Annotated in this window: 24 protein-coding genes and 4 pseudogenes; all 28 read left to right on the forward strand. The window is 48.3% G+C overall.

The features are described 5' to 3' along the window. Window positions 1-196: pseudogene (gene tuf / locus L1D47_RS17270) on the forward strand (elongation factor Tu); the annotation flags it as partial. A gap of 282 nt (window positions 197-478) precedes the next feature. Beyond that, complete coding sequence (gene secE, locus L1D47_RS17275; protein WP_041508308.1) at window positions 479-850, forward strand: preprotein translocase subunit SecE; 372 nt, start codon at window positions 479-481, stop codon at window positions 848-850. A gap of 9 nt (window positions 851-859) precedes the next feature. After that, window positions 860-1,402, forward strand: a complete 543-nt coding sequence (gene nusG, locus L1D47_RS17280; RefSeq protein WP_011863955.1) for a transcription termination/antitermination protein NusG — start codon at window positions 860-862, stop codon at window positions 1,400-1,402. Between the two features lie 127 nt (window positions 1,403-1,529). After that, the gene (gene rplK, locus L1D47_RS17285) at window positions 1,530-1,958 is read left to right on the forward strand and encodes a 50S ribosomal protein L11 (RefSeq protein ID WP_011863956.1); all 429 of its coding nucleotides are present in this window, start codon (window positions 1,530-1,532) and stop codon (window positions 1,956-1,958) included. 4 nt (window positions 1,959-1,962) lie between these two features. Next, window positions 1,963-2,664, forward strand: coding sequence for a 50S ribosomal protein L1 (gene rplA, locus L1D47_RS17290; protein WP_011863957.1), 702 nt, complete (start codon window positions 1,963-1,965; stop codon window positions 2,662-2,664). A gap of 269 nt (window positions 2,665-2,933) precedes the next feature. Beyond that, a complete protein-coding gene (gene rplJ / locus L1D47_RS17295; protein WP_041508310.1) occupies window positions 2,934-3,431 on the forward strand; it encodes a 50S ribosomal protein L10 in 498 nt (165 codons plus the stop codon). A 53-nt stretch (window positions 3,432-3,484) separates the two neighbouring features. Further along, entirely contained in the window at window positions 3,485-3,853 is a 369-nt protein-coding gene (gene rplL / locus L1D47_RS17300) for a 50S ribosomal protein L7/L12 (protein ID WP_041508311.1), read from the forward strand. A gap of 238 nt (window positions 3,854-4,091) precedes the next feature. Then, window positions 4,092-8,123, forward strand: a complete 4,032-nt coding sequence (gene rpoB, locus L1D47_RS17305; protein WP_041508312.1) for a DNA-directed RNA polymerase subunit beta — start codon at window positions 4,092-4,094, stop codon at window positions 8,121-8,123. 82 nt (window positions 8,124-8,205) lie between these two features. Beyond that, a complete protein-coding gene (gene rpoC, locus L1D47_RS17310) occupies window positions 8,206-12,420 on the forward strand; it encodes a DNA-directed RNA polymerase subunit beta' (RefSeq protein ID WP_041508313.1) in 4,215 nt (1,404 codons plus the stop codon). A gap of 189 nt (window positions 12,421-12,609) precedes the next feature. Beyond that, on the forward strand, window positions 12,610-12,984 hold the full coding sequence (gene rpsL, locus L1D47_RS17315) for a 30S ribosomal protein S12 (RefSeq protein WP_011863962.1): 375 nt from the start codon (window positions 12,610-12,612) through the stop codon (window positions 12,982-12,984). Window positions 12,985-13,064: 80 nt separating this feature from the next. Beyond that, window positions 13,065-13,535, forward strand: coding sequence for a 30S ribosomal protein S7 (rpsG, locus tag L1D47_RS17320; RefSeq protein ID WP_041508314.1), 471 nt, complete (start codon window positions 13,065-13,067; stop codon window positions 13,533-13,535). Window positions 13,536-13,610: 75 nt separating this feature from the next. Further along, a complete protein-coding gene (gene fusA / locus L1D47_RS17325; RefSeq protein ID WP_239886194.1) occupies window positions 13,611-15,707 on the forward strand; it encodes an elongation factor G in 2,097 nt (698 codons plus the stop codon). 79 nt (window positions 15,708-15,786) lie between these two features. Further along, window positions 15,787-16,122 (forward strand): annotated as a pseudogene (locus L1D47_RS17330) (GTP-binding protein); the annotation flags it as partial. Further along, window positions 16,115-17,221 (forward strand): annotated as a pseudogene (gene tuf / locus L1D47_RS17335) (elongation factor Tu); the annotation flags it as partial. The pseudogenes L1D47_RS17330 and tuf (L1D47_RS17335), both read left to right, overlap by 8 nt. 55 nt (window positions 17,222-17,276) lie before the next feature. After that, window positions 17,277-17,471, forward strand: a pseudogene (tuf, locus tag L1D47_RS17340) (elongation factor Tu); the annotation flags it as partial. A 361-nt stretch (window positions 17,472-17,832) separates the two neighbouring features. After that, entirely contained in the window at window positions 17,833-18,144 is a 312-nt protein-coding gene (rpsJ, locus tag L1D47_RS17345) for a 30S ribosomal protein S10 (protein WP_011070616.1), read from the forward strand. Window positions 18,145-18,171: 27 nt separating this feature from the next. Further along, window positions 18,172-18,810 (forward strand): 50S ribosomal protein L3, encoded by a 639-nt coding sequence (gene rplC, locus L1D47_RS17350; RefSeq protein ID WP_041510739.1) that lies wholly within the window; start codon window positions 18,172-18,174, stop codon window positions 18,808-18,810. A gap of 16 nt (window positions 18,811-18,826) precedes the next feature. Continuing rightward, a complete protein-coding gene (rplD, locus tag L1D47_RS17355) occupies window positions 18,827-19,432 on the forward strand; it encodes a 50S ribosomal protein L4 (RefSeq protein ID WP_011863967.1) in 606 nt (201 codons plus the stop codon). Then, a complete protein-coding gene (gene rplW, locus L1D47_RS17360) occupies window positions 19,429-19,728 on the forward strand; it encodes a 50S ribosomal protein L23 (RefSeq protein ID WP_028774664.1) in 300 nt (99 codons plus the stop codon). The genes rplD and rplW overlap by 4 nt, the downstream gene beginning before the upstream one ends. 16 nt (window positions 19,729-19,744) lie before the next feature. After that, window positions 19,745-20,572 carry a 50S ribosomal protein L2 gene (gene rplB, locus L1D47_RS17365; RefSeq protein ID WP_041510738.1) on the forward strand — a complete coding sequence of 276 codons (828 nt, stop codon included), beginning with the start codon at window positions 19,745-19,747 and terminating at the stop codon, window positions 20,570-20,572. An 11-nt stretch (window positions 20,573-20,583) separates the two neighbouring features. Then, on the forward strand, window positions 20,584-20,862 hold the full coding sequence (gene rpsS / locus L1D47_RS17370) for a 30S ribosomal protein S19 (RefSeq protein ID WP_006083596.1): 279 nt from the start codon (window positions 20,584-20,586) through the stop codon (window positions 20,860-20,862). Between the two features lie 15 nt (window positions 20,863-20,877). Further along, the gene (gene rplV / locus L1D47_RS17375; protein ID WP_011863971.1) at window positions 20,878-21,210 is read left to right on the forward strand and encodes a 50S ribosomal protein L22; all 333 of its coding nucleotides are present in this window, start codon (window positions 20,878-20,880) and stop codon (window positions 21,208-21,210) included. Window positions 21,211-21,219: 9 nt separating this feature from the next. Beyond that, window positions 21,220-21,909, forward strand: coding sequence for a 30S ribosomal protein S3 (gene rpsC, locus L1D47_RS17380; protein ID WP_011863972.1), 690 nt, complete (start codon window positions 21,220-21,222; stop codon window positions 21,907-21,909). Between the two features lie 11 nt (window positions 21,910-21,920). Next, complete coding sequence (gene rplP, locus L1D47_RS17385; RefSeq protein WP_011863973.1) at window positions 21,921-22,331, forward strand: 50S ribosomal protein L16; 411 nt, start codon at window positions 21,921-21,923, stop codon at window positions 22,329-22,331. After that, window positions 22,331-22,522, forward strand: coding sequence for a 50S ribosomal protein L29 (gene rpmC / locus L1D47_RS17390; RefSeq protein WP_011863974.1), 192 nt, complete (start codon window positions 22,331-22,333; stop codon window positions 22,520-22,522). Before rplP ends, rpmC begins: the two co-directional genes overlap by 1 nt. Beyond that, window positions 22,522-22,770 carry a 30S ribosomal protein S17 gene (gene rpsQ, locus L1D47_RS17395; RefSeq protein WP_041510737.1) on the forward strand — a complete coding sequence of 83 codons (249 nt, stop codon included), beginning with the start codon at window positions 22,522-22,524 and terminating at the stop codon, window positions 22,768-22,770. The genes rpmC and rpsQ overlap by 1 nt, the downstream gene beginning before the upstream one ends. Before the next feature lie 179 nt (window positions 22,771-22,949). Then, complete coding sequence (gene rplN / locus L1D47_RS17400) at window positions 22,950-23,318, forward strand: 50S ribosomal protein L14 (protein WP_011863976.1); 369 nt, start codon at window positions 22,950-22,952, stop codon at window positions 23,316-23,318. An 11-nt stretch (window positions 23,319-23,329) separates the two neighbouring features. Then, entirely contained in the window at window positions 23,330-23,644 is a 315-nt protein-coding gene (gene rplX, locus L1D47_RS17405; protein WP_041510736.1) for a 50S ribosomal protein L24, read from the forward strand. Window positions 23,645-23,649 lie beyond the last annotated feature (5 nt).

Consider the following 23,649-nt stretch of genomic DNA (forward strand, 5'->3'; position numbering starts at 1 on the left):
GTTCTACTTCCGTACAACTGACGTAACCGGTACTATCGAACTGCCAGAAGGCGTTGAAATGGTAATGCCTGGTGACAACATCAAGATGGTTGTTACCCTAATCTGCCCAATCGCGATGGACGAAGGTCTACGTTTCGCTATCCGTGAAGGTGGCCGTACAGTTGGTGCTGGTGTTGTTGCTAAGATCATCGCTTAATCGCGTTTGATTTTATAAACACACTGAAAAAGGCAGCTTAGGCTGCCTTTTTTGTTTTAGGTCTCTCAGATATTGTGCTTATCCTTGTGCGGCTTAGCCTTGCTTACTGCGCGGAATAAGAATACAATCTATGGCCGATTTTTGACCCTCTGGGCTTACTGCTTGCTCTGGGAGTAAGTTCGGAGAATGTTAGTGGTGTGGTCTGGGCAATCTCCGCGGTTGCGAGTCTTTAATGCCTGACCATACTTAAGCTCAGGTCGTAGTGAGTAACGGAATTAACCGATGACAACAAATACTGAAAACCAGGGAAACTCTCTGGATATCGTTAAATGGGGCATAGTAGTCGTACTACTAGCGGCCGCCATTATTGCTAATCAGATGTATAGCGAAGCTAGCGTATTAGTTCGTGCTATCGGTGTCGTAGTGGCATTTGCTATAGCAGGTTTTATTGCGCTTCAAACCGAGAAGGGTAAACAAGCGCTGACTTTCGCTCGCGAGTCTCACATTGAAGTGCGTAAAGTGGTATGGCCGACGCGTCAAGAAGCCCTAAACACGACATTTATCGTACTGGCGGCAACAGGCGTACTGGCATTGGTTCTGTGGGGAATGGATGCGGTACTGCTGAGAATTGTTAATTTTATTACGGGCGTATAGGCATTTCGTATGACTGAAGCTAAAAAAAGATGGTATGTGGTTCAGGCCTTTTCGGGTTATGAAGGTCGTGTATGCAAATCATTGCTTGAACACATCAAAATGCATGGCATGGAGCACTACTTTGGCGAGGTACTAGTACCGACCGAAGAAGTTGTCGAGATGCGTGCAGGCCAGCGTCGTAAGAGCGAGCGTAAGTTCTTCCCTGGTTATGTGTTAGTACAGATGGAAATGAACGATGAAAGCTGGCATTTGGTAAAGAGCATCCCTCGTGTGATGGGCTTTATCGGTGGCACCTCTGATCGTCCAGCGCCTATCTCTGATCGCGAAGCAGACGCGATTCTACAGCGTCTACAAGAGACGACAGAGTCTCCGACTCATCGCGTGATGTTTGAGCCTGGTGAAGTGGTTCGCGTGACCGACGGTCCATTTGCCGACTTCAACGGCACAGTGGAAGAGGTCGATTACGAGAAGAACCGCGTTAAGGTGTCTGTAATGATCTTCGGTCGTTCAACACCTGTAGAGCTAGATTTCAGCCAGATTGAAAAAAGCTGATTAAATAAAGCACAAAACGTATTGGAAATGGGTGCGGATTTTTTGTATAATCCGCACCCATTATTTTCGGGGAGCTAATCGGCATGTCGTCGTTAGCGTTTGTACCCAAACTTGAGGAAAATGTCTCATGGCAAAGAAAGTTGATGGTTACATCAAACTACAAGTAGCAGCCGGTGCTGCAAACCCGTCGCCACCAGTTGGTCCTGCATTGGGTCAAAAAGGTGTCAACATCATGGAATTCTGTAAAGCATTCAATGCTCGTACTGAAAAGTTCGAGAAAGGTATGCCAATTCCTGTTGTGATCACTGTTTACACTGATCGCTCTTTCACTTTTGAAACTAAGACTCCACCTGCTTCATTCCTGCTGCTTAAAGCTGCTGGTCTTAAGTCTGGTTCTGGCCGTCCTAACACTGAAAAAGTGGGAACTATCAAGCGTAGCGCTGTCCAGGAAATCGCTGAGACTAAAGCCGCTGATATGACTGGTGCTGACATTGAAGCGATGACTCGCTCAATCGAAGGTACTGCGCGTTCAATGGGTTTGGTAGTAGAGGATTAATATCATGGCAAAGCTAACTAAACGCGCGCGTTTGATCCGCGAAAAAGTAGAAGCGACTAAGAGCTACGACATCAACGAAGCTGTTGCACTACTGAAAGAACTAGCTACTGCTAAGTTCGTTGAAAGTGTTGACGTTGCGGTTAACCTAGGTGTTGACCCACGTAAATCTGACCAAAACGTTCGTGGCGCGACTGTTCTGCCACACGGTACTGGTCGTGAAGTACGTGTTGCTGTGTTTACTCAAGGTGCTAACGCTGACGCCGCTAAAGAAGCCGGTGCTGAGCTAGTTGGTATGGACGAGCTTGCTGCACAAGTTAAAGCTGGTGAAATGAACTTCGACGTTGTTATCGCATCTCCAGATGCAATGCGCGTTGTTGGTCAGTTAGGTCAAATCCTGGGCCCGCGTGGTCTGATGCCTAACCCTAAGACTGGCACTGTAACGCCAAACGTTGCTGAAGCTGTCAAGAACGCTAAAGCTGGTCAGGTTCGTTACCGCAACGACAAGAACGGTATCATCCACACTACCATCGGTAAAGTGGACTTCGAACCAGTTCAACTGAAAGAAAACCTAGACGCTCTGCTAGGCGCGCTTATCAAAGCTAAGCCTGCTGCAGCTAAAGGCGTTTTCGTTAAGAAAGTAAGCATCTCTACCACTATGGGTGCAGGTGTTGCGGTTGATCAGAGCACTCTGAACCCAACAGCTTAATTTCTTAGCTTGTTTTACAAGGTGCGGGGATTAGTCTATAATGCGCGCACCTTGTGGGTTGAGGACCGTTTTCACTCGTGAAAATGGTTCACGTCCAAGACCGTAGGTGTTAACGAATAAGCGTTAGCTTAATTTCCTACGTAGACGGTGTCGGACCCCAGATAGATTTTATTCTGCCTGGATATTCGCGCCGTAAGTAACTGAGTATTTAATACTTAGTATGGTAATTGCTAGGGACAATCCCTAGATTGAATCCAGGAGTAAAGCCAATGGCATTAAGACTCGAAGACAAAAAAGCGATTGTTGCTGAAGTCAACGAAGCTGCCAAAGGTGCTTTATCTGCAGTTGTTGCCGATTCTCGCGGTGTGACTGTAGGTGATATGACCGGTCTTCGCAAAACCGCTCGTGAAGCTGGTGTTTACGTAAAAGTTGTACGTAACACACTAGTTAAGCGTGCTGTTGAAGGTACTGATTTTGAGTGCCTAGGCGAAACGTTTACTGGTCCAACTTTGATTGCATTCTCTAACGAGCACCCAGGTGCAGCTGCGCGTCTTCTTAAAGATTTCGCTAAAGCGCAAGAGAACTTTGAAATCAAAGCAGCAGCCTTTGAAGGGGAATTAATCCCTGCAAGCGACATTGATCGTTTAGCAAAACTACCAACATACGAAGAGGCACTAGCACAGTTCATGATGACTCTGAAAGAAGCATCTGCTGGCAAGTTCGTTCGTACATTGGCCGCTCTACGCGATCAGAAAGAAGCTGCTTAATTTTACAAGCCGCTTAAATAAATTGAATTCAGTACAATTAGGAATTTTTTGTTATGTCTATCACTAAAGACCAAATCTTAGAAGCCCTTGCAGCTATGTCTGTAATGGAAGTTGTTGAACTAATCGAAGCAATGGAAGAGAAGTTCGGCGTTTCTGCCGCTGCTGCTGTTGTTTCTGGTGGTGCTGATGCAGGCGCTGCTGCTGAAGAGAAGACAGAATTCGACGTAATTCTTGCTTCACACGGCGACAACAAAGTTGCAGTAATTAAAGCTCTTCGTGGCGCTACAGGTCTAGGCCTGAAAGAAGCCAAGGGTATGGCTGAATCAGCTCCAGTAGCTGTTAAAGAAGGCATCTCTAAAGAAGAAGCTGAAGCTCTGAAGAAAGATCTTGAAGAAGCTGGTGCTCAAGTAGAGATCAAGTAAGTTATACTCTAACTTACAACCTCCCGAGTGATCGGGCGGAGGCTGACGGTTTTTTAACCGTCGGCCTTTTTTGCGCTGTAAGCGTAGGCGATTTTTTATTCACCGTTTGTCGCCAGATTTCGCAGTCCCTAGCAGAGATTATTGGTTAGGTTCTTGCTTTCAACGGTGATGGGCAAACGTGCTGTTGCAACTTAGTGTTGTTTCAGTCTTGGTCACATCTCGCAATCAGAGGAAACCCATGGTTTACTCCTATTCTGAAAAGAAGCGTATTCGCAAAGACTTTGGTAAGCGTCCACAAGTGTTGGATATCCCTTACCTGCTGTCAATCCAGTTGGACTCGTTTAAGAAGTTCACCGATCAAGATCCTACAGGTGAGCGTGGTTTAGAAGCCGCTTTCCGTAGCGTTTTTCCCATCAAGAGCTTTTCTGGTAACTCAGAGCTGCAATATGTCAGCTATAAGCTAGGTGAGCCAGTTTTTGATGTGAAAGAGTGTCAAATTCGCGGTGTTACATACTCTGCTCCACTACGCGTTAAACTGCGTATGGTGCTGTATGATCGTGAAGCTGCGCCTGGCACAGTTAAAGACATTAAAGAACAAGAAGTCTACATGGGGGATATCCCTCTGATGACTGAAAACGGTACCTTTGTTATCAATGGTACTGAACGTGTTATCGTTTCTCAGCTACACCGTTCTCCTGGTGTATTCTTCGATCACGACCGTGGTAAGACCCACTCTTCAGGTAAGGTGCTTTATAACGCACGTATTATTCCTTACCGTGGCTCATGGTTGGACTTTGAGTTCGATCCTAAAGATGCACTGTTTGTTCGTATCGACCGTCGTCGTAAGCTTGCGGCGTCTATCATACTGCGTGCACTTGACTACTCGACTCAAGATATTCTCGATCTGTTCTTCGAACGTGTTCAGTACAAGATCAAGAAAGATAGCCTAGTCATGGCACTGGTTGCCGATCGCCTGCGTGGTGAGACTGCTAGCTACGACATCAAAGATGCTGAAGGTAACATCCTAGTTGAGAAGGGCCGCCGTATTACTGCGCGCCATATTCGTCAACTTGAAAAGACAAACACTACCGAGCTTGAAGTACCTGTTGAGTACATCTCAGGCAAGATTGCTGCACAAGACTACATCGACCCTGATACGGGCGAAGTACTGGTTTCTGCTAACGCCGAAATCAGCCTGGAAGATCTTGCTAAGCTGTCTATGGCCGGCATCAAAGAGATTGACACCCTATACATCAACGAGCTTGATCACGGTGCCTATATCTCTGACACCCTACGTATCGATTCAACCACTAACCGTCTAGAGGCGCTGGTTGAGATCTATCGTATGATGCGTCCTGGCGAGCCGCCAACCAAGGATGCTGCCGAAGCGCTATTCCAAAACCTCTTCTTCAGCGAAGAGCGTTACGACCTGTCTAAAGTGGGTCGTATGAAGTTCAACCGTCGTCTCAGTATCGATGACGACGAGGGTACTGGTATCCTGACCAAGGAAGATATCGTTGCAGTAATGCAGAAGATCATCGAAATCCGTAACGGTAACGATGAAGTCGACGATATTGACCACCTGGGTAACCGTCGTATCCGTAGTGTTGGTGAAATGGCTGAGAACCAGTTCCGTGTCGGCCTTGTTCGTGTAGAACGTGCCGTGCGTGAGCGTCTGTCTCTGGGCGATCTGAACGAGCTGATGCCACAAGATTTGATCAACGCTAAGCCAATTTCTGCGGCAGTGAAAGAGTTCTTCGGTTCTTCTCAGCTGTCTCAATTCATGGACCAGAACAACCCGCTGTCAGAAGTGACACACAAGCGTCGTATCTCTGCGCTTGGCCCAGGCGGTCTGACCCGTGAGCGTGCAGGTTTCGAGGTTCGAGATGTTCACCCAACTCACTATGGTCGTCTATGTCCAATTGAGACCCCTGAAGGTCCAAACATTGGTCTGATTAACTCGTTGGCAAGCTTCGCGCGTACCAACTCTTACGGCTTCCTCGAAACACCATACCGCAAAGTGGTTGACGGTGTGATCACAGATCAGGTGGATTACCTGTCTGCTATCGAAGAGGGTCGCTACGTGATTGCACAGGCCAACATCGAAGTCGATGCCGATGGCCGCATGGTTGAAGAGCAGATCGCTTGTCGTCATAAGGGTGAATCTACCTTTATGCGCGCTGCCGACGTTCAGTATATGGACGTATCTCCACAGCAGATCATCTCTGTGGCTGCCTCGCTGATTCCGTTCCTAGAACACGATGATGCGAACCGTGCATTGATGGGTGCGAACATGCAACGTCAGGCAGTACCAACACTTAAGGCCGACAAGCCTCTAGTAGGTACCGGTATTGAGCGTACACTTGCTGTCGACTCGGGCGTGGTTGTTGCCGCTAAGCGTGGTGGTTACGTTGACTATGTCGATGCAAGCCGCATCGTGGTTAAGGTTAACGAAGATGAGCTGACACCTGGCGAAGCCGGTATCGACATCTACAACCTGACCAAGTACACGCGTTCTAACCAGAACACCTGTATCAACCAGCGTCCATGTTGTAGCGTTGGCGATCCAGTGGTTCGTGGTGACGTACTGGCCGACGGTCCGTCTACCGACCTGGGTGATCTGGCACTTGGTCAGAACATGCGTATCGCGTTCATGCCTTGGAACGGTTACAACTTCGAGGATTCGATCTTAATCTCTGAGCGCGTTGCGCAAGAGGATCGTTTCACCACTATCCATATTCAAGAGCTTTCTTGTATTGCTCGTGATACTAAGCTGGGTAGCGAAGAGATCACCGCCGATATTCCAAACGTAGGTGAGTCTGCGCTGTCTAAGCTGGACGAATCAGGTATCGTTTACATCGGTGCAGAAGTGAAGGGTGGCGACATCCTAGTTGGTAAGGTTACGCCTAAGGGTGAGACTCAGCTGACCCCAGAAGAGAAGCTACTACGCGCTATCTTCGGTGAAAAGGCTTCTGACGTTAAAGACAGCTCACTGCGTGTCCCTAACTCTGTTAAGGGTACCATCATCGATGTTCAGGTATTTACCCGTGACGGCGTTGAGAAAGACAAGCGTGCTGTAGAGATCGAAGAGATGCATATCGCTCAGGCTAAGAAAGACCTGACCGAAGAGTTCAAGATCCTTGAAGAAGGTGTCTTTGGCCGTGCACGTAACCTGCTCCTGGGAGCTGGTTTTGCAGAGGCTGAGCTTGATGCACTGCCACGTCCTCAACTACTGGTTCAAACCATTGAAGACGAAGCTAAGCAGACTGAACTTGAGCAACTTGCCGAGCAGCATGAAGAGCTGAAAGCCGATTTCGATAAGAAATTTGAAATCAAACGCCGCAAGATCACCCAGGGTGATGACTTGGCACCTGGCGTACTCAAGATCGTTAAGGTTTACCTAGCGGTTAAACGTACTATCCAGCCTGGTGACAAGATGGCGGGTCGTCACGGTAACAAGGGTGTGATCTCTAAGATCAACCCAATCGAAGATATGCCGTACGACGAAAAGGGTAACCCAGTGGACATCGTATTGAACCCACTAGGTGTACCATCACGTATGAACATAGGTCAGGTTCTCGAAGTGCACTTAGGTGCCGCGGCCAAGGGCATTGGTGATCGCATCACAGCTATGCTCGAAGAGCAGCGTGAACTTGCAGAGCTTCGTGGCTACATCAAGAAGGTATACGAACTCGGTGAAGGCGTGCAGCAGCAGGTCGATATCGATTCGTTCACCGATGAAGAAGTTCTACGTCTTGCTAAGAACCTCAAAGGCGGTATTCCGACTGCGACCCCAGCATTCGACGGCGCGAAAGAGAAAGAGATTAAGGACATGCTTGAACTAGCAGGTCTGCCAACCTCTGGACAGCTGAAGTTGTTTGATGGTCGTACCGGTAACGAGTTTGAACGTCCAGTAACCGTAGGTTACATGTACATGCTTAAGCTTAACCACTTGGTTGACGATAAGATGCACGCGCGTTCAACAGGTTCTTACAGTCTTGTTACTCAGCAGCCTCTGGGCGGTAAAGCTCAGTTTGGTGGTCAGCGTTTCGGTGAGATGGAAGTATGGGCACTTGAAGCATACGGTGCCGCTTACACGCTACAAGAAATGCTTACTGTTAAGTCTGATGACGTTAACGGTCGTACTCAGATGTATAAGAACATCGTCGACGGTAACCATCAGATGCAACCAGGTATGCCTGAGTCCTTCAACGTATTGCTGAAGGAGATCCGTTCGCTCGGTATTAACATCGAGTTGGATCAAGAGTAAGACTTGGCCATCGCCGAAGTTTGGCAATAAACGGTGCTCTGCGAGAGCAGGGCACCTGGTTTAACTCCTTCAGGAGAGAAACGTGAAAGACTTATTAAAGTTTCTGAAACAGCAAAGCAAGACTGAAGAATTTGAAGGTATCAAGATCGGCCTAGCGTCGCCTGATCTGATCCGCTCTTGGTCATTTGGTGAAGTTAAGAAGCCAGAAACCATCAACTACCGTACTTTCAAGCCTGAGCGTGAAGGTTTGTTCTGTGCGCGTATTTTTGGTCCAGTTAAAGACTACGAGTGTTTATGCGGTAAGTATAAGCGTCTTAAGCACCGTGGGGTGATTTGTGAGAAGTGTGGCGTTGAAGTTACCCAGACTAAAGTACGTCGTGAGCGTATGGGTCACATCGATCTTGCAAGTCCAGTAGCACACATTTGGTTCTTGAAGTCTCTGCCGTCTCGTATCGGTTTGATGCTGGATATGACTCTGCGTGACATCGAACGTGTGCTTTACTTCGAATCTTTCGTGGTGATCGAGCCTGGCATGACCAGCCTCGAGCGCGGTCAGATGCTGACCGAGGAAAACTACCTCGACGCACTCGAAGAGTACGGTGACGAGTTCGAAGCCAAGATGGGTGCCGAGGCAGTACTTGAGCTGCTGCGTGCTATCGATCTTGAGAAAGAGATTGAAGAGATGCGCGAAGAGCTGCCATCGATCAACTCTGAGACTCGTCGTAAGAAGATCACTAAGCGTCTGAAGCTGATTGAGGCCTTCTACCAGTCTGGCAACAAGCCAGAGTGGATGATCCTCAAGGTGCTACCAGTTCTGCCACCTGATCTGCGTCCACTGGTACCGCTGGACGGCGGCCGTTTCGCGACTTCAGATCTGAACGATCTGTATCGCCGCGTGATCAACCGTAACAACCGTCTGAAGCGTCTGTTAGACCTAGCAGCACCGGACATCATCGTACGCAACGAAAAGCGTATGCTGCAAGAGTCTGTGGATGCGCTATTGGATAACGGTCGTCGCGGTCGTGCGATCACGGGTTCTAACAAGCGTCCTCTGAAGTCTTTGGCCGACATGATCAAGGGTAAGCAGGGTCGTTTCCGTCAGAACCTACTGGGTAAGCGTGTTGACTACTCAGGTCGTTCGGTTATTACCGTAGGTCCTACTCTGCGTCTGCATCAGTGTGGTCTGCCTAAGAAGATGGCACTTGAGCTGTTCAAGCCATTCATCTACGGCAAGCTGGAAGGTCGTGGCCTGGCCACCACCATCAAAGCCGCCAAGAAGATGGTTGAGCGTGAAGTACCAGAGGTTTGGGACGTACTCGATGACGTGATCCGTGAGCATCCAGTGATGCTTAACCGTGCACCAACACTTCACCGTCTTGGTATTCAGGCGTTTGAGCCGGTACTGATTGAAGGTAAGGCGATCCAACTGCACCCATTGGTGTGTGCGGCATACAACGCTGACTTCGACGGTGACCAGATGGCGGTTCACGTGCCACTGACGCTAGAAGCTCAGTTGGAAGCACGTTCACTCATGATGTCTACCAACAACATCCTGTCACCTGCGAACGGTGAGCCGGTGATCACACCGTCACAGGACGTTGTATTGGGTCTGTACTACACCAGCCGTGAGTGTGTAAACGGTCGCGGTGAAGGCATGGCGTTCGAATCTGTTGCCGAGGTTGAAAAGGCATATCGTACTGGCGTTGCCGAGCTACACGCTCGCGTTAAGGTACGTATTACCGAGACAACTATTGGTGAAGACGGAGAGCGTACCGAGTCACGCCGTATCGTTGATACGACTGTGGGTCGTGCCCTGTTGTCTCAGGTGCTGCCAAAGGGTCTATCTTATGATCTGGTTAACCAGAACATGGGTAAGAAGCAGATCTCTAAGCTATTGAACACCTGTTACCGTCAGTTGGGTCTGAAAGATACCGTTATCTTCGCCGACCAACTCATGTATACCGGTTTCCACTTCGCGACCGTTTCGGGTGCCTCTGTGGGTATCAACGACATGGTTATCCCAGATGAGAAATACACTCTGGTTGCTGATGCCGAAGCCGAAGTGCTTGAGATTCAAGAGCAGTTCCAGTCGGGTCTTGTTACCGCCGGTGAGCGTTACAACAAGGTTATCGATATCTGGGCAAGTGCGAACGAGAAAGTTTCTAAGGCGATGATGGATAACCTGTCTAGCGAGACAGTGATTAACCGTGATGGCGAAGAAGAAACCCAAGCTTCGTTCAACAGCATCTACATGATGGCCGACTCAGGCGCTCGTGGTAGTGCTGCACAGATTCGTCAGCTAGCGGGTATGCGTGGTCTGATGGCTAAGCCAGATGGCTCGATCATCGAAACCCCAATTACGGCGAACTTCCGTGAAGGTCTAAACGTACTCCAGTACTTTATCTCTACTCACGGTGCGCGTAAGGGTCTAGCGGATACCGCACTTAAGACAGCGAACTCGGGTTACCTGACTCGTCGTCTGGTTGACGTTGCACAAGACTTAGTGGTTATCGAAGACGATTGTGGTACACACGAAGGTCTGACCATGAAGCCGCTGATTGAAGGTGGTGACGTTGTTGAGCCGCTACGTGAGCGTGTACTGGGCCGTGTGGTTGCAGAAGACGTTTACTACCCAGGTACCGAAGATGTTCTAGCGCCTCGCAACACCCTGCTTGATGAAGCATGGTGTGACAAGCTTGAGAAGCATAGTGTCGATGAAGTGAAGGTTCGTTCGGTCATCAGCTGTGACACAGATTTCGGTGTGTGTGCGGCATGTTACGGCCGTGACCTTGCACGTGGTCACCTGATCAACCAAGGTGAAGCGATTGGTGTTGTTGCTGCTCAGTCAATTGGTGAGCCAGGAACACAGCTGACGATGCGTACCTTCCACATCGGTGGTGCGGCATCGAGAGCGTCTGCAGAAAACAACGTACAGGTGAAGAACGCCGGTACCGTTAAGCTGCACAACGCTAAGCACGTTGTTAACACTGAAGGCAAGCTGGTTATCGTTTCGCGTTCATCTGAAATCGCGATTATTGATGAGCTGGGTCGTGAGAAAGAGCGTTACAAGGTGCCTTACGGTACTATCCTAGAGAAGCTGGAAGATGCAGCGGTTAACGCCGGTGAAGTCATCGCTAACTGGGATCCGCACACTCACCCAATCGTTTCTGAAGTAGCGGGTAGCATCAAGTTCGTCGACATGATCGAAGGTGTCACCATGACACGTCAGACCGATGAGCTGACAGGTCTATCTTCTATCGTTGTGATGGATGTGGGTCAACGTCCTACGGCTGGTAAAGAGATGCGTCCAGCGATCCGTCTGGTTGGTGCCGATGGCAACGACCTGATGATTCCAGGTACTGAAGTACCTGCGCAATACTTCTTGCCAGGTAAGGCGATCGTTAACCAAGACGATAACGCACAAATCGCCGTTGGTGACGCGCTTGCACGTATTCCGCAAGAATCGTCTAAGACTCGCGATATTACCGGTGGTCTGCCACGCGTTGCTGACTTGTTCGAAGCGCGTAAGCCGAAAGAGCCTGCCATCTTGGCTGAGTACTCAGGTACTATCTCGTTCGGTAAAGAGACCAAAGGTAAGCGTCGTCTGGTGATCACTCCTGCCGATGGTGGTAAGCCATACGAGGAGATGATTCCTAAGTGGCGTAACCTGAACGTGTTCGAAGGTGAAAAGGTGGAGCGCGGTGAAGTTATTGCCGACGGTCCAGAAGCAGCTCACGACATCCTGCGTCTACGCGGTATTCACAAGGTGGCTAACTATATCGTTAACGAAGTGCAAGACGTTTACCGTCTGCAGGGCGTGAAGATTAACGATAAGCACATCGAAGTGATCATCCGTCAGATGCTGCGTAAGTGTGAGATCACCGAAGCTGGTGACAGTGAGTTCCTACCGGGCGAACAGGTTGAAGTATCTCGCGTCAAGATCGCTAACCGCGAACTGGAAGCGCAAGGTAAAGCACCTGCTAAGTTCGAGCGTGAACTGCTGGGTATCACCAAGGCATCGTTGGCGACCGAGTCATTCATCTCGGCGGCATCGTTCCAGGAAACCACACGCGTATTGACCGAAGCTGCCGTAGGCGGTAAGAGCGATAAGCTACGTGGCCTGAAAGAGAACGTTATCGTGGGTCGTCTGATCCCGGCCGGTACCGGTTATGCGTATCACAACAGCCGTAACCAGGCTGCACAGGGTGGCCAGGCAGAAGAAGTGCCGGCAATCAGTGCAAGTGAAGCAGAGCAGAACCTTGCCGATCTATTGAACCTGGCTGGCAGCCCTGAATAATCAGTGCTAGTCGGTAAATAGATTGTAAAAAAGGCACCTCTGGTGCCTTTTTTTTACTTAAATTGGGTAAAAAGTTGGCTATTTCTTGACAGCGACCCCTTACCTTTCTAAAATTTCGCGTCCCACACCTGTGGGATATAGATTTTTCACACCTTACTGTTGAGTTTATCAACTGATTCGGAGCTATACATGGCAACTGTAAACCAGTTGGTACGTAAGCCTCGCTCGCCAAAAGTCATCAAGACTAACGTGCCAGCGTTGAATGCGTGTCCACAAAAGCGTGGTGTTTGTACTCGCGTGTACACAACCACACCTAAAAAACCTAACTCTGCACTACGTAAAGTAGCTCGTGTGCGTCTAACTAACGGTTTCGAAGTAACTTCGTACATCGGCGGTGAAGGCCACAACCTGCAGGAACACAGCGTGATTCTAATCCGTGGTGGTCGTGTTAAAGACTTACCAGGTGTTCGTTATCACACTGTTCGTGGCGCATTAGACTGTGCTGGTGTTAGTGAGCGTCGTCAAGGACGTTCTAAGTACGGAGCTAAGCGTCCTAAGTCTTAACGTTTTCCGTTAAGTAAGGCCAAGCTAGAGATAATTGAGATTCCAGTTTTGGGGTCCCTGAAGCATACGGAGAAATTGTTATGCCAAGACGTCGCGTTGTAGGACAACGTAAAATCCTACCAGATCCAAAATTTAATAGTGAGTTGCTGGCTAAGTTCATCAACGTCATTATGCAGGACGGCAAAAAGTCGACTGCTGAAAAAATCATTTACAAGGCACTAGACGTTGTCGCTGAGAAGAAAGGCGAAGAGCACCTAGTGATCCTTGAAGCAGCCCTGGATAACGTACGCCCATCAGTCGAGGTTAAGTCTCGTCGTGTTGGTGGTTCTACTTACCAGGTACCATGTGAAGTTCGTCCAGTGCGTCGTAACGCACTAGCGATGCGCTGGTTAGTTGAAGCTGCACGTAAGCGTGGTGAAAAATCTATGGCTCTACGTCTAGCAGGTGAAATGCTAGATGCTGCCGAAAACAAAGGCACTGCTGTTAAGAAGCGCGAAGACGTGCATCGTATGGCAGAAGCAAACAAAGCGTTTGCTCATTACCGCTGGTAATCTTTTGGTGCAGGCGTTTGCCTGCACCATGTTTTACATCACTAAGGTACCTACCTTAGTAAAGAGGGTTTAATCGTGGCTCGTACAACTCCAATTGAGCGCTACCGTAATATCGGTATCTGTGCTCACGTTGACGCAGGAAAAACCACAACTACAGAACGTGTTCTCTTCTATACCGGTATGTCTCACAAGATCGGTGAGGTGCATGATGGCGCAGCCACCATGGACTGGATGGAACAGGAGCAGGAGCGTGGTATTACTATCACCTCTGCGGCAACGACCACGTTCTGGCGCGGTATGGATGCTCAATTTACCGAGCATCGTATCAATATCATCGACACCCCTGGCCACGTTGACTTCACTATTGAAGTTGAGCGTTCGCTGCGTGTACTCGATGGCGCAGTAGTTGTGTTCTGTGGTTCATCTGGTGTTGAACCTCAGTCCGAAACTGTATGGCGACAAGCGGACAAGTACCACGTCCCGCGCTTAGTGTTTGTCAATAAGATGGACCGCGCTGGTGCTGACTTTGAACGCGTCGTTGGACAGATACGTAACCGTCTGGGAGCGACCTGTGTACCTATTCAATTGAACATAGGTGCAGAAGAAGAGTTTAAGGGTGTCATTGACCTGATCAAGATGAAGGCCATTAACTGGAATGAATCAGATCAAGGTACGACCTTCACTTATGAAGAAATTCCCGCGGAGTTGGCCGATAAGGCCAATGAGATGCGTGAATACCTAGTTGAGAGTGCAGCCGAAGCCTCTGAAGAGCTGATGGACAAGTACCTTGAAGAAGGTGAGCTATCAGAAGAAGAGATCAAGGCAGCATTACGTCAGCGAACTCTGGCTAACGAGATCGTACTGGCCACCTGTGGTTCTGCATTTAAGAACAAGGGTGTGCAGGCTGTACTCGATGCTGTTATCGATTATTTGCCATCGCCAGTCGAAGTACCCGCCATTAAGGGTATTGACGAGCAGGAGAATGAAGTAGAGCGTCCGGCGGACGACAATGCGCCGTTCTCTGCGTTAGCATTTAAGATCGCGACAGACCCATTCGTAGGAACACTGACCTTTGTGCGTGTTTATTCAGGCGTATTGGAAACGGGTTCTGGCGTATATAACTCGGTCAAACAAAAGCGTGAGCGTATTGGTCGTATGGTGCAGATGCACGCAAACGACCGTAAAGAGATCAAAGAAGTCCGTGCTGGTGACATCGCGGCGGCTATTGGTCTGAAGGATGTTACTACAGGTGACACCCTATGCGATGCTGACCATAAAGTTATTCTCGAACGTATGGAGTTCCCTGAGCCCGTAATCACGATCGCTGTGGAGCCAAGATCTCAAGCCGACCAAGAGAAGATGGGTATTGCCCTGCAGAAACTTGCTGCAGAAGATCCCTCTTTCCGCGTTGAAACCAACGAAGAATCGGGTCAAACCCTGATCTCTGGCATGGGTGAGTTGCACCTAGATATCATCGTCGACCGTATGCGTCGCGAATTCAGTGTCGAGTGTAACGTAGGTAAACCACAAGTAGCGTATCGTGAGACTATTCGCTCGAGTGTAGAAGTTGAAGGCAAGTTCGTTCGTCAATCGGGTGGCCGAGGTCAATTTGGTCACGTTTGGTTGAAGCTTGAACCTCAAGAAGAAGGTTTCGGCTATGAATTTGTCAACGAGATTGTTGGTGGTGTTGTTCCAAGAGAATACATCCCTGCAGTAGATAAAGGTATCCAGGAACAGATGAAGAATGGCGTACTCGCCGGTTTCCCTGTTTTGGACGTTAAAGTAACGCTGTTTGACGGCTCATACCATGATGTCGACTCGAACGAGATGGCGTTTAAAGTGGCCGGCTCCATGGGCTTCAAGAAGGGTGCTCTCGAAGCAGACCCTGTGTTACTCGAACCTTGTATGAAGGTTGAAGTAACCACTCCTGAAGATTACATGGGGGATGTTGTAGGCGACTTGAACCGACGTCGCGGCATGATCGAAGGTATGGACGACGGCATTGGCGGCGTCAAAATCGTTCGAGCTGTAGTACCTCTATCTGAAATGTTTGGTTACGCAACTGACTTGCGTAGCGCTACCCAAGGGCGTGCCTCATACTCTATGGAGTTCCTGAAGTACTCGGATGCGCCGCAGAATGTTGCAAAATCAGTTATAGAAGCGCGCGGATAATCGCAAACTAGTCTATAACTCATAATTGAATGCTATTGCTCAGCAAGGCTGAGTATTTCTGAAAAGAAAGGAATATATCGTGGCTAAAGAAAAATTTGAACGTAGTAAACCCCATGTTAACGTTGGTACCATCGGTCACGTTGACCATGGTAAAACAACTCTAACTGCTGCTATCTCTCACGTACTGACTAAGACGTACGGTGGTGAAGCTAAAGATTTCGCACAGATCGATAACGCTCCAGAAGAGCGTGAGCGCGGTATTACCATCAATACCTCTCACATCGAGTACGATACTCCAACTCGTCACTACGCACACGTAGACTGCCCAGGCCACGCTGACTATGTTAAAAACATGATCACTGGTGCTGCACAGATGGACGGCGCTATCCTAGTAGTAGCTTCTACTGACGGTCCANGCTGCTATCTCTCACGTACTGACTAAGACGTACGGTGGTGAAGCTAAAGATTTCGCACAGATCGATAACGCTCCAGAAGAGCGTGAGCGCGGTATTACCATCAATACCTCTCACATCGAGTACGATACTCCAACTCGTCACTACGCACACGTAGACTGCCCAGGCCACGCTGACTATGTTAAAAACATGATCACTGGTGCTGCACAGATGGACGGCGCTATCCTAGTAGTAGCTTCTACTGACGGTCCAATGCCACAGACTCGTGAGCACATCCTGCTTTCTCGTCAGGTAGGTGTACCTTTCATCATCGTATTCATGAACAAGTGTGACATGGTTGACGATGAAGAGCTGCTAGAACTAGTAGAGATGGAAGTTCGTGAACTACTATCTGAGTACGACTTCCCAGGTGATGACCTACCAGTTATCCAGGGTTCTGCTCTGAAAGCCCTAGAAGGCGAGCCAGAGTGGGAAGCTAAGATCGTCGAACTAGCTGAAGCACTAGACACTTACATCCCAGAGCCAGAGCGTGCTATCGACGGTGCATTCATTCTGCCAATCGAAGACGTATTCTCAATCTCAGGCCGTGGTACTGTAGTAACAGGTCGTGTTGAGCGCGGTATCATCAAAGTTGGTGACGAAGTAGAAATCGTAGGTATCAAAGAAACTACTAAGACTACTTGTACTGGTGTTGAAATGTTCCGTAAGCTGCTTGACGAAGGTCGTGCAGGTGAGAACTGTGGTGTACTACTACGTGGTACTAAGCGTGATGAAGTTGAGCGTGGTCAAGTACTGGCTCAGCCTGGTTCAATCACTCCACACACTCAGTTCGAATCAGAAGTATACGTACTGTCAAAAGAAGAAGGTGGTCGTCACACTCCATTCTTCAAGGGCTACCGTCCACAGTTCTACTTCCGTACAACTGACGTAACCGGTACTATCGAACTGCCAGAAGGCGTTGAAATGGTAATGCCTGGTGACAACATCAAGATGGTTGTTACCCTAATCTGCCCAATCGCGATGGACGAAGGTCTACGTTTCGCTATCCGTGAAGGTGGCCGTACAGTTGGTGCTGGTGTTGTTGCTAAGATCATCGCTTAATCGCGTTTGATTTTATAAACACACTGAAAAAGGCAGCTTAGGCTGCCTTTTTTNGTTCTACTTCCGTACAACTGACGTAACCGGTACTATCGAACTGCCAGAAGGCGTTGAAATGGTAATGCCTGGTGACAACATCAAGATGGTTGTTACCCTAATCTGCCCAATCGCGATGGACGAAGGTCTACGTTTCGCTATCCGTGAAGGTGGCCGTACAGTTGGTGCTGGTGTTGTTGCTAAGATCATCGCTTAATCGCGTTTGATTTTATAAACACACTGAAAAAGGCAGCTTAGGCTGCCTTTTTTATTGCCGGTAATTTATTCGGTAGATGAGGCTAGCTTTTCTGATCGGGATAAGTATAATACTCGCCACTTTGAGAGTTAGCGCATCACTGCTGTTAATTCGTTCAATGGGCTTGATCTCCAGCTTGAGATCAGTATAATAGCCCCTCGCCTTAACCATTAGGCGAAGTTTGTCGGTTCTCGAAACCGACGTAAAATAATACAGCGACTCCGATTTGGAGTCGAACGGTTAAATCATCTCGCTCTGCTTTTCCAATAAGGAAGAAGCTAGAGGGTGATTTTTTATGTGTCCATTTTAGGAGCTCTGGTCAATGCAGAACCAAAGAATCCGTATCCGCCTGAAAGGATTTGATCATCGTCTGATCGATCAGTCTACAGCGGAAATCGTTGAAACTGCTAAGCGCACAGGCGCCCAGGTACGTGGTCCAATCCCACTACCAACGCGTAAAGAGCGTTATACCGTTTTGATCTCTCCACACGTTAATAAAGATGCGCGTGATCAGTACGAACTTCGTACTCATAAGCGTCTTGTTGACATCGTAGAGCCGACTGAAAAGACTGTAGATGCACTTATGCGTCTAGATCTTGCGGCAGGTGTTGACGTTCAAATTAGCTTAGGTTAATTGAGATCCTTAGAAGAGGTTTGAGAGATGGCTATCGGTCTTATCGGTCGTAAAGTAGGTATGACTCGCATCTTCACTGAAGATGGTGCGTCAATACCTGTAACAGTAATTGAAATTGCAGCTAACCGCGTTGCTCAAGTGAAAACTTTAGAAACTGACGGTTACCGTGCACTTCAGGTTACTACTGGTACCAAAAAAGCTAATCGCATCACTAAACCAGAAGCAGGTCACTTTGCTAAGGCTGGCGTTGAAGCTGGTCGTGGTTTGTGGGAAATGCGTCTGGCTGACGGTGAAGGCGAAGGCATCGAAGTAGGTGCTGAGCTTAATGTTGATATCTTCGCTGACGTAGCGAAAGTTGATGTTACTGGTCAATCAAAGGGTAAAGGTTTCCAAGGCGGTATCAAGCGTTGGAACTTCCGTACTCAAGATGCAACACACGGTAACTCATTGGCACATAGAGCTAACGGTTCTATCGGTCAAAACCAAACACCTGGTCGCGTTTTCAAAGGTAAGAAAATGTCTGGCCACATGGGTGCAGAGCGTGTTACTACCCAGAATCTAGACGTTGTACGTGTAGATGCTGAGCGTAACCTGCTATTGGTTAAGGGTGCAGTTCCAGGCGCTACTAATGGCGACCTGATCATCAAGCCTGCCGTTAAAGCTTAGGTCTGAGGAGATAGTAATGGAATTGGTATTGAAAGACGCACAGAGTGCTCTTGAAGTTTCCGAAACTACCTTCGGCCGTGACTTTAATGAAGCACTGGTTCATCAGGTAGTTGTAGCATACGCTGCAAACGCGCGTCAGGGTACTCGTGCTCAAAAGACTCGCGCAGAAGTAACTGGCTCTGGCAAAAAGCCATGGCGCCAAAAAGGTACTGGCCGTGCTCGTGCTGGTACTGTTAAAGGTCCAATCTGGCGTGGCGGTGGCGTATCTTTCGCTGCTAAAACCCAAGATCACAGCCAAAAAGTTAACAAGAAGATGTACCGCGGAGCGCTTAAGAGCATTCTGTCTGAATTAGTACGTCAAGATCGTCTTGTTGTTGTTGAGTCATTCGGTGTTGAAGCTCCTAAGACTAAAGAGTTGAAGGCTAAGCTGAAAGACATGAAGCTGGAAGACGTATTAATTGTGACTCCAGAGATTGACGAGAACTTGTTCTTAGCTGCACGCAACCTGTACAAAGTTGACGTTCGCGACGTTGCTGGTATCGATCCAGTAAGCCTAATCGCGTTCGAAAAAGTACTGGTTACTGCCGATGCTGTTAAGCAAATCGAGGAGATGCTGGGATGATAAGCGAAGAACGTTTGCTAAAAGTTATTCTAGCGCCACATATCTCTGAAAAGAGTACTGTTTGCGCTGAAAATAACAACACGGTCGTTTTCCGTGTAGCTATCGATGCGACTAAAGCTGAAATTAAAGCTGCAGTAGCTAAGTTGTTCGAAGTTGAAGTAGATTCAGTTCGCACTCTAGTTAACAAAGGTAAGACTAAGCGTCACGGTGCCCGTACTGGCCGTCGTAGCGATTGGAAAAAAGCCTATGTGACTTTAGCTGCTGGTGCTGACATCGATTTCGTCGGCGCTGAGTAAGCAAAGGAGAATTATCATGGCAGTTATTAAGTGTAAGCCAACCTCTGCTGGTCGTCGCCACGTTGTTAAAGTGGTAAACAGCGATCTGCATAAGGGTAAACCCTTTGCTGGCCTGTTGGCGAAAAAAGCTAAGAGCGGTGGCCGTAACAACACCGGTCGTATCACTGTTCGTCACGTAGGTGGTGGACACAAGCAGCACTACCGTATTGTTGACTTCAAGCGCAACAAAGACGGTATCCCTGCTAAGGTAGAGCGTTTGGAATATGATCCAAACCGTACCGCTAACATCGCACTTGTTTTGTATGCTGATGGTGAGCGTCGTTATATCCTTGCTGCTAAAGGCATGCAAGCTGGTGATCAGATCCAGTCTGGTATCGATGCTGAAATCAAAGTGGGTAACGCTTTGCCATTACGCAACATCCCAGTAGGTAGCGTTGTTCACGCAGTTGAAATGAAGCCTGGTAAAGGTGCTCAGCTAGCGCGTTCAGCTGGTACTTATGTACAAGTTGTAGCTCGTGATGGTGCATACGCAACTCTACGTCTTCGCTCTGGCGAAATGCGTAAAGTTCCAGTAGATTGCCGCGCGACATTAGGTGAAGTTGGTAATGCCGAGCATATGCTACGCCAGTTGGGTAAAGCAGGTGCTAAGCGCTGGAGAGGCGTACGCCCAACAGTTCGTGGTGTTGCAATGAACCCAGTAGACCATCCACATGGTGGTGGTGAAGGCCGTACTTCTGGTGGCCGTCACCCAGTTTCTCCATGGGGTGTCCCAACTAAGGGTTATAAGACCCGTAGTAACAAACGCACCGACAAGTACATCGTACGTCGTCGTAACAAAAAGTAAGAGGATTCGCCATGCCACGTTCTCTCAAGAAAGGTCCATTCATTGACCTACACTTGCTGAAGAAGGTAGAGAAAGCGATGGAAGCGGGTGACAAGAAGCCTATCAAGACTTGGTCTCGCCGCTCAATGATCATTCCTAACATGATTGGATTGACCATCGCTGTCCATAATGGTCGTCAGCACGTACCTGTGTTCGTAACTGACGAGATGATCGGCCACAAGCTTGGTGAATTTTCACCAACTCGCACTTATCGCGGCCATGCTGCTGATAAGAAAGCGAAGAAGCGTTAATACGGGAGACTCGAGATGGAAGTTTTAGCTAAACATCGTTTTGCCCGTACGTCGCCTCAAAAGTGTCGTTTGGTTGCAGATCAAATTCGTGGACTGCCTGTTGCTAAGGCTCTTGAAATTTTGACTTTCAGCCCTAAGAAAGCAGCTGTACTTGTTAAGAAAGTACTAGACTCTGCTATCGCTAATGCTGAGCACAACGAAGGTGCTGACATTGACGAGCTGAAAGTTGGAAAAGTCTTTGTAGACGAGGGTCCAACTATGAAACGTATCATGCCACGTGCTAAAGGCCGTGCTGATCGTATTATCAAGCGTACCAGCCACATCACTGTGGTTGTGTCAGATCGCTAGGAGTTAGCAATGGGACAGAAAGTACATCCTAATGGTATCCGTCTGGGTATCACTAAGCCTTGGATCTCGACTTGGTACGCTGATAAATCAGATTATGCCAACAATCTGAGCAGCGACTGGGAAGTGCGCAAGTTTCTAGAAAAGAAGCTTAAGCAAGCCTCAGTTTCTAAGATTGTTATCGAGCGTCCAGCTAAGAGTGTTCGCGTTACTATTCACACTGCCCGTCCAGGCGTTGTGATCGGTAAGAAAGGCGAAGATGTTGAAAAGCTGCGCAACGAAGTTGCCAAGTTGACTGGTATTCCAGCTCAAATCAACATCGCTGAAATCCGTAAGCCAGAGCTAGATGCGAAGCTGGTTGCCGAAGGCATCGCTTCTCAGCTAGAGCGTCGTGTAATGTTCCGTCGTGCTATGAAGCGTGCGGTACAGAACGCTATGCGTCTAGGTGCTAAGGGTATCAAAGTTGAAGTGAGCGGCCGTTTAGGCGGTGCTGAGATTGCGCGTTCAGAGTGGTATCGTGAAGGTCGTGTGCCTCTACATACACTGCGTGCTGATATCGACTATTCTACTGCAGAAAGTCACACTCAATACGGTGTGATCGGCGTTAAAGTTTGGGTCTTCAAAGGTGAAGTTCTAGACGGCGTTGTACCTGCGCTAGAAGAGCCGAAACAGCAGCCGAAGCGTAAGCCTCGCGGTAAATAGGAGAGCTGGCAATGCTGCAACCAAAACGAATGAAGTTTCGTAAAATGTTCAAAGGCCGTAACCGCGGTCTGGCGAACGGCACTGAAGTAAGCTTCGGTGAGTTCGGTTTGAAAGCTGTTGGACGTGGCCGTCTGACTGCTCGTCAAATCGAATCTGCGCGTCGTGCTATGACACGTCACATTAAACGTCAAGGTCAAATTTGGATCCGCGTTTTCCCTGACAAGCCAATCACCTCTAAGCCTCTTGAAGTGCGTATGGGTAAAGGTAAGGGTAACGTTGAATACTGGGTTTGCCAGATTCAACCTGGTAAGGTTCTTTACGAGATGAATGGTGTATCAGAAGAGCTAGCGCGTGAAGCGTTTACTCTAGCTGCGGCCAAGCTTCCAATTAAGACTACCTTCGTAACTAAGACGGTGATGTAATGAAAGCGAGCGAACTAACTCAGAAGAGCGTTGAAGAACTGAACGCTGAACTGCTTGGTCTGCTGCGTGAGCAGTTTAATCTGCGTATGCAACACGCCACTGGTCAGTTGACTCAGACTCACCAGCTCAAAATCGTGCGTCGTAACATTGCGCGCGTTAAGACCATTATTACTTCTAAGGCGGGTGCATAATGACTGATAAAATCCGTACTTTGCAAGGTCGTGTACTTAGCAACAAGATGGACAAGTCTATCACTGTAGCTATTGAGCGTAAGGTTAAGCACCCTCTATACGGGAAGTTTATCAAGCGCACTACTAAGATCCATGCACATGACGAAACAAATCAGTGTAATGCTGGCGATATCGTGACTATTCGCGAATGCCGTCCGCTGTCTAAGACTAAGTCTTGGACTCTGGTTGAAGTAGTATCAAAAGCCTAATTTTATTAGGTGATTAGCGAAACGGCTCCTAGATTTGGGGCCGTTTTTATTTTTAATACTATCTATTCCTATTTTGCGGTGTTATACTTGCGCGCCATTTTAGACGTTATTTGGTCTAGAATGGTTTAAAAATGCCCCAAATTTGGGATTAGTGAAGTAACGATAGCGGAGCACTTAAAATGATCCAAATGCAATCGACTCTAGAAGTCGCCTGTAACAGTGGCGCTCGTAGAGTTCAGTGTATTAAGGTCTTGGGTGGCTCTCATCGTCGTTATGCCGGTATCGGCGACGTCATCAAGGTTTCTGTAAAAGAAGCAATTCCTCGCGGTAAAGCGAAGAAAGGTGACGTGTATAACGCGGTGGTAGTCCGTACTAAGAAAGGCGTACGTCGTCCAGATGGTTCTGTCATTCGCTTCGATCGCAATGCAGCGGTATTGCTAAACGCAAACCTTGCACCGATTGGTACTCGTATCTTTGGACCAGTGACGCGTGAACTGCGTACAGAACAATTTATGAAAATTGTTTCTCTGGCACCAGAAGTACTGTAAGGAGCTTCAAAATGGCAGCTAAAATCCGTCGTGAAGACGAAGTAATTGTACTAGCAGGTAAAGACAAGGGTAAGCGCGGTAAAGTTACCCGAGTACTACCTACTGGTAAGTTAATTGTAGAAGGCATCAATCTGATCAAGAAGCACCAGAAGCCTAACCCACAAATGGGTGTGACTGGTGGTATCGTTGAGAAAGAAGCGCCAATACAAGCATCAAATGTAGCGATTTTCAACTCTGCCACTGGCAAAGCTGATCGCGTTGGTTTCCGATTTGAAGACGGTAAAAAAGTCCGTTTCTTTAAGTCGAACAGTGAACTCGTTAAGTAATTGGA

It is taken from the genome of Shewanella sp. Isolate7 (assembly GCF_022398425.1).
Taxonomy (GTDB): Bacteria; Pseudomonadota; Gammaproteobacteria; order Enterobacterales; family Shewanellaceae; genus Shewanella.

Excerpts from the sequence above, each read along its gene's own strand:
- rpsS (WP_006083596.1), top strand. The coding sequence starts at position 20,584 with ATGCCACGTTCTCTCAAGAAAGGTCCATTCATTGACCTACACTTGCTG.
- rplL (WP_041508311.1), top strand. The coding sequence starts at position 3,485 with ATGTCTATCACTAAAGACCAAATCTTAGAAGCCCTTGCAGCTATGTCT.
- rpsC (WP_011863972.1), top strand. The coding sequence starts at position 21,220 with ATGGGACAGAAAGTACATCCTAATGGTATCCGTCTGGGTATCACTAAG.
- rpsG (WP_041508314.1), top strand. The coding sequence starts at position 13,065 with ATGCCAAGACGTCGCGTTGTAGGACAACGTAAAATCCTACCAGATCCA.
- rplB (WP_041510738.1), top strand. The coding sequence starts at position 19,745 with ATGGCAGTTATTAAGTGTAAGCCAACCTCTGCTGGTCGTCGCCACGTT.
- rplP (WP_011863973.1), top strand. The coding sequence starts at position 21,921 with ATGCTGCAACCAAAACGAATGAAGTTTCGTAAAATGTTCAAAGGCCGT.
- rpsQ (WP_041510737.1), top strand. The coding sequence starts at position 22,522 with ATGACTGATAAAATCCGTACTTTGCAAGGTCGTGTACTTAGCAACAAG.
- rpoB (WP_041508312.1), top strand. The coding sequence starts at position 4,092 with ATGGTTTACTCCTATTCTGAAAAGAAGCGTATTCGCAAAGACTTTGGT.
- rplD (WP_011863967.1), top strand. The coding sequence starts at position 18,827 with ATGGAATTGGTATTGAAAGACGCACAGAGTGCTCTTGAAGTTTCCGAA.
- rplW (WP_028774664.1), top strand. The coding sequence starts at position 19,429 with ATGATAAGCGAAGAACGTTTGCTAAAAGTTATTCTAGCGCCACATATC.
- rplX (WP_041510736.1), top strand. The coding sequence starts at position 23,330 with ATGGCAGCTAAAATCCGTCGTGAAGACGAAGTAATTGTACTAGCAGGT.
- secE (WP_041508308.1), top strand. The coding sequence starts at position 479 with ATGACAACAAATACTGAAAACCAGGGAAACTCTCTGGATATCGTTAAA.
- rplV (WP_011863971.1), top strand. The coding sequence starts at position 20,878 with ATGGAAGTTTTAGCTAAACATCGTTTTGCCCGTACGTCGCCTCAAAAG.
- rplC (WP_041510739.1), top strand. The coding sequence starts at position 18,172 with ATGGCTATCGGTCTTATCGGTCGTAAAGTAGGTATGACTCGCATCTTC.
- rpsL (WP_011863962.1), top strand. The coding sequence starts at position 12,610 with ATGGCAACTGTAAACCAGTTGGTACGTAAGCCTCGCTCGCCAAAAGTC.
- rplJ (WP_041508310.1), top strand. The coding sequence starts at position 2,934 with ATGGCATTAAGACTCGAAGACAAAAAAGCGATTGTTGCTGAAGTCAAC.
- rpsJ (WP_011070616.1), top strand. The coding sequence starts at position 17,833 with ATGCAGAACCAAAGAATCCGTATCCGCCTGAAAGGATTTGATCATCGT.
- rplN (WP_011863976.1), top strand. The coding sequence starts at position 22,950 with ATGATCCAAATGCAATCGACTCTAGAAGTCGCCTGTAACAGTGGCGCT.
- rplA (WP_011863957.1), top strand. The coding sequence starts at position 1,963 with ATGGCAAAGCTAACTAAACGCGCGCGTTTGATCCGCGAAAAAGTAGAA.
- rplK (WP_011863956.1), top strand. The coding sequence starts at position 1,530 with ATGGCAAAGAAAGTTGATGGTTACATCAAACTACAAGTAGCAGCCGGT.
- nusG (WP_011863955.1), top strand. The coding sequence starts at position 860 with ATGACTGAAGCTAAAAAAAGATGGTATGTGGTTCAGGCCTTTTCGGGT.
- rpmC (WP_011863974.1), top strand. The coding sequence starts at position 22,331 with ATGAAAGCGAGCGAACTAACTCAGAAGAGCGTTGAAGAACTGAACGCT.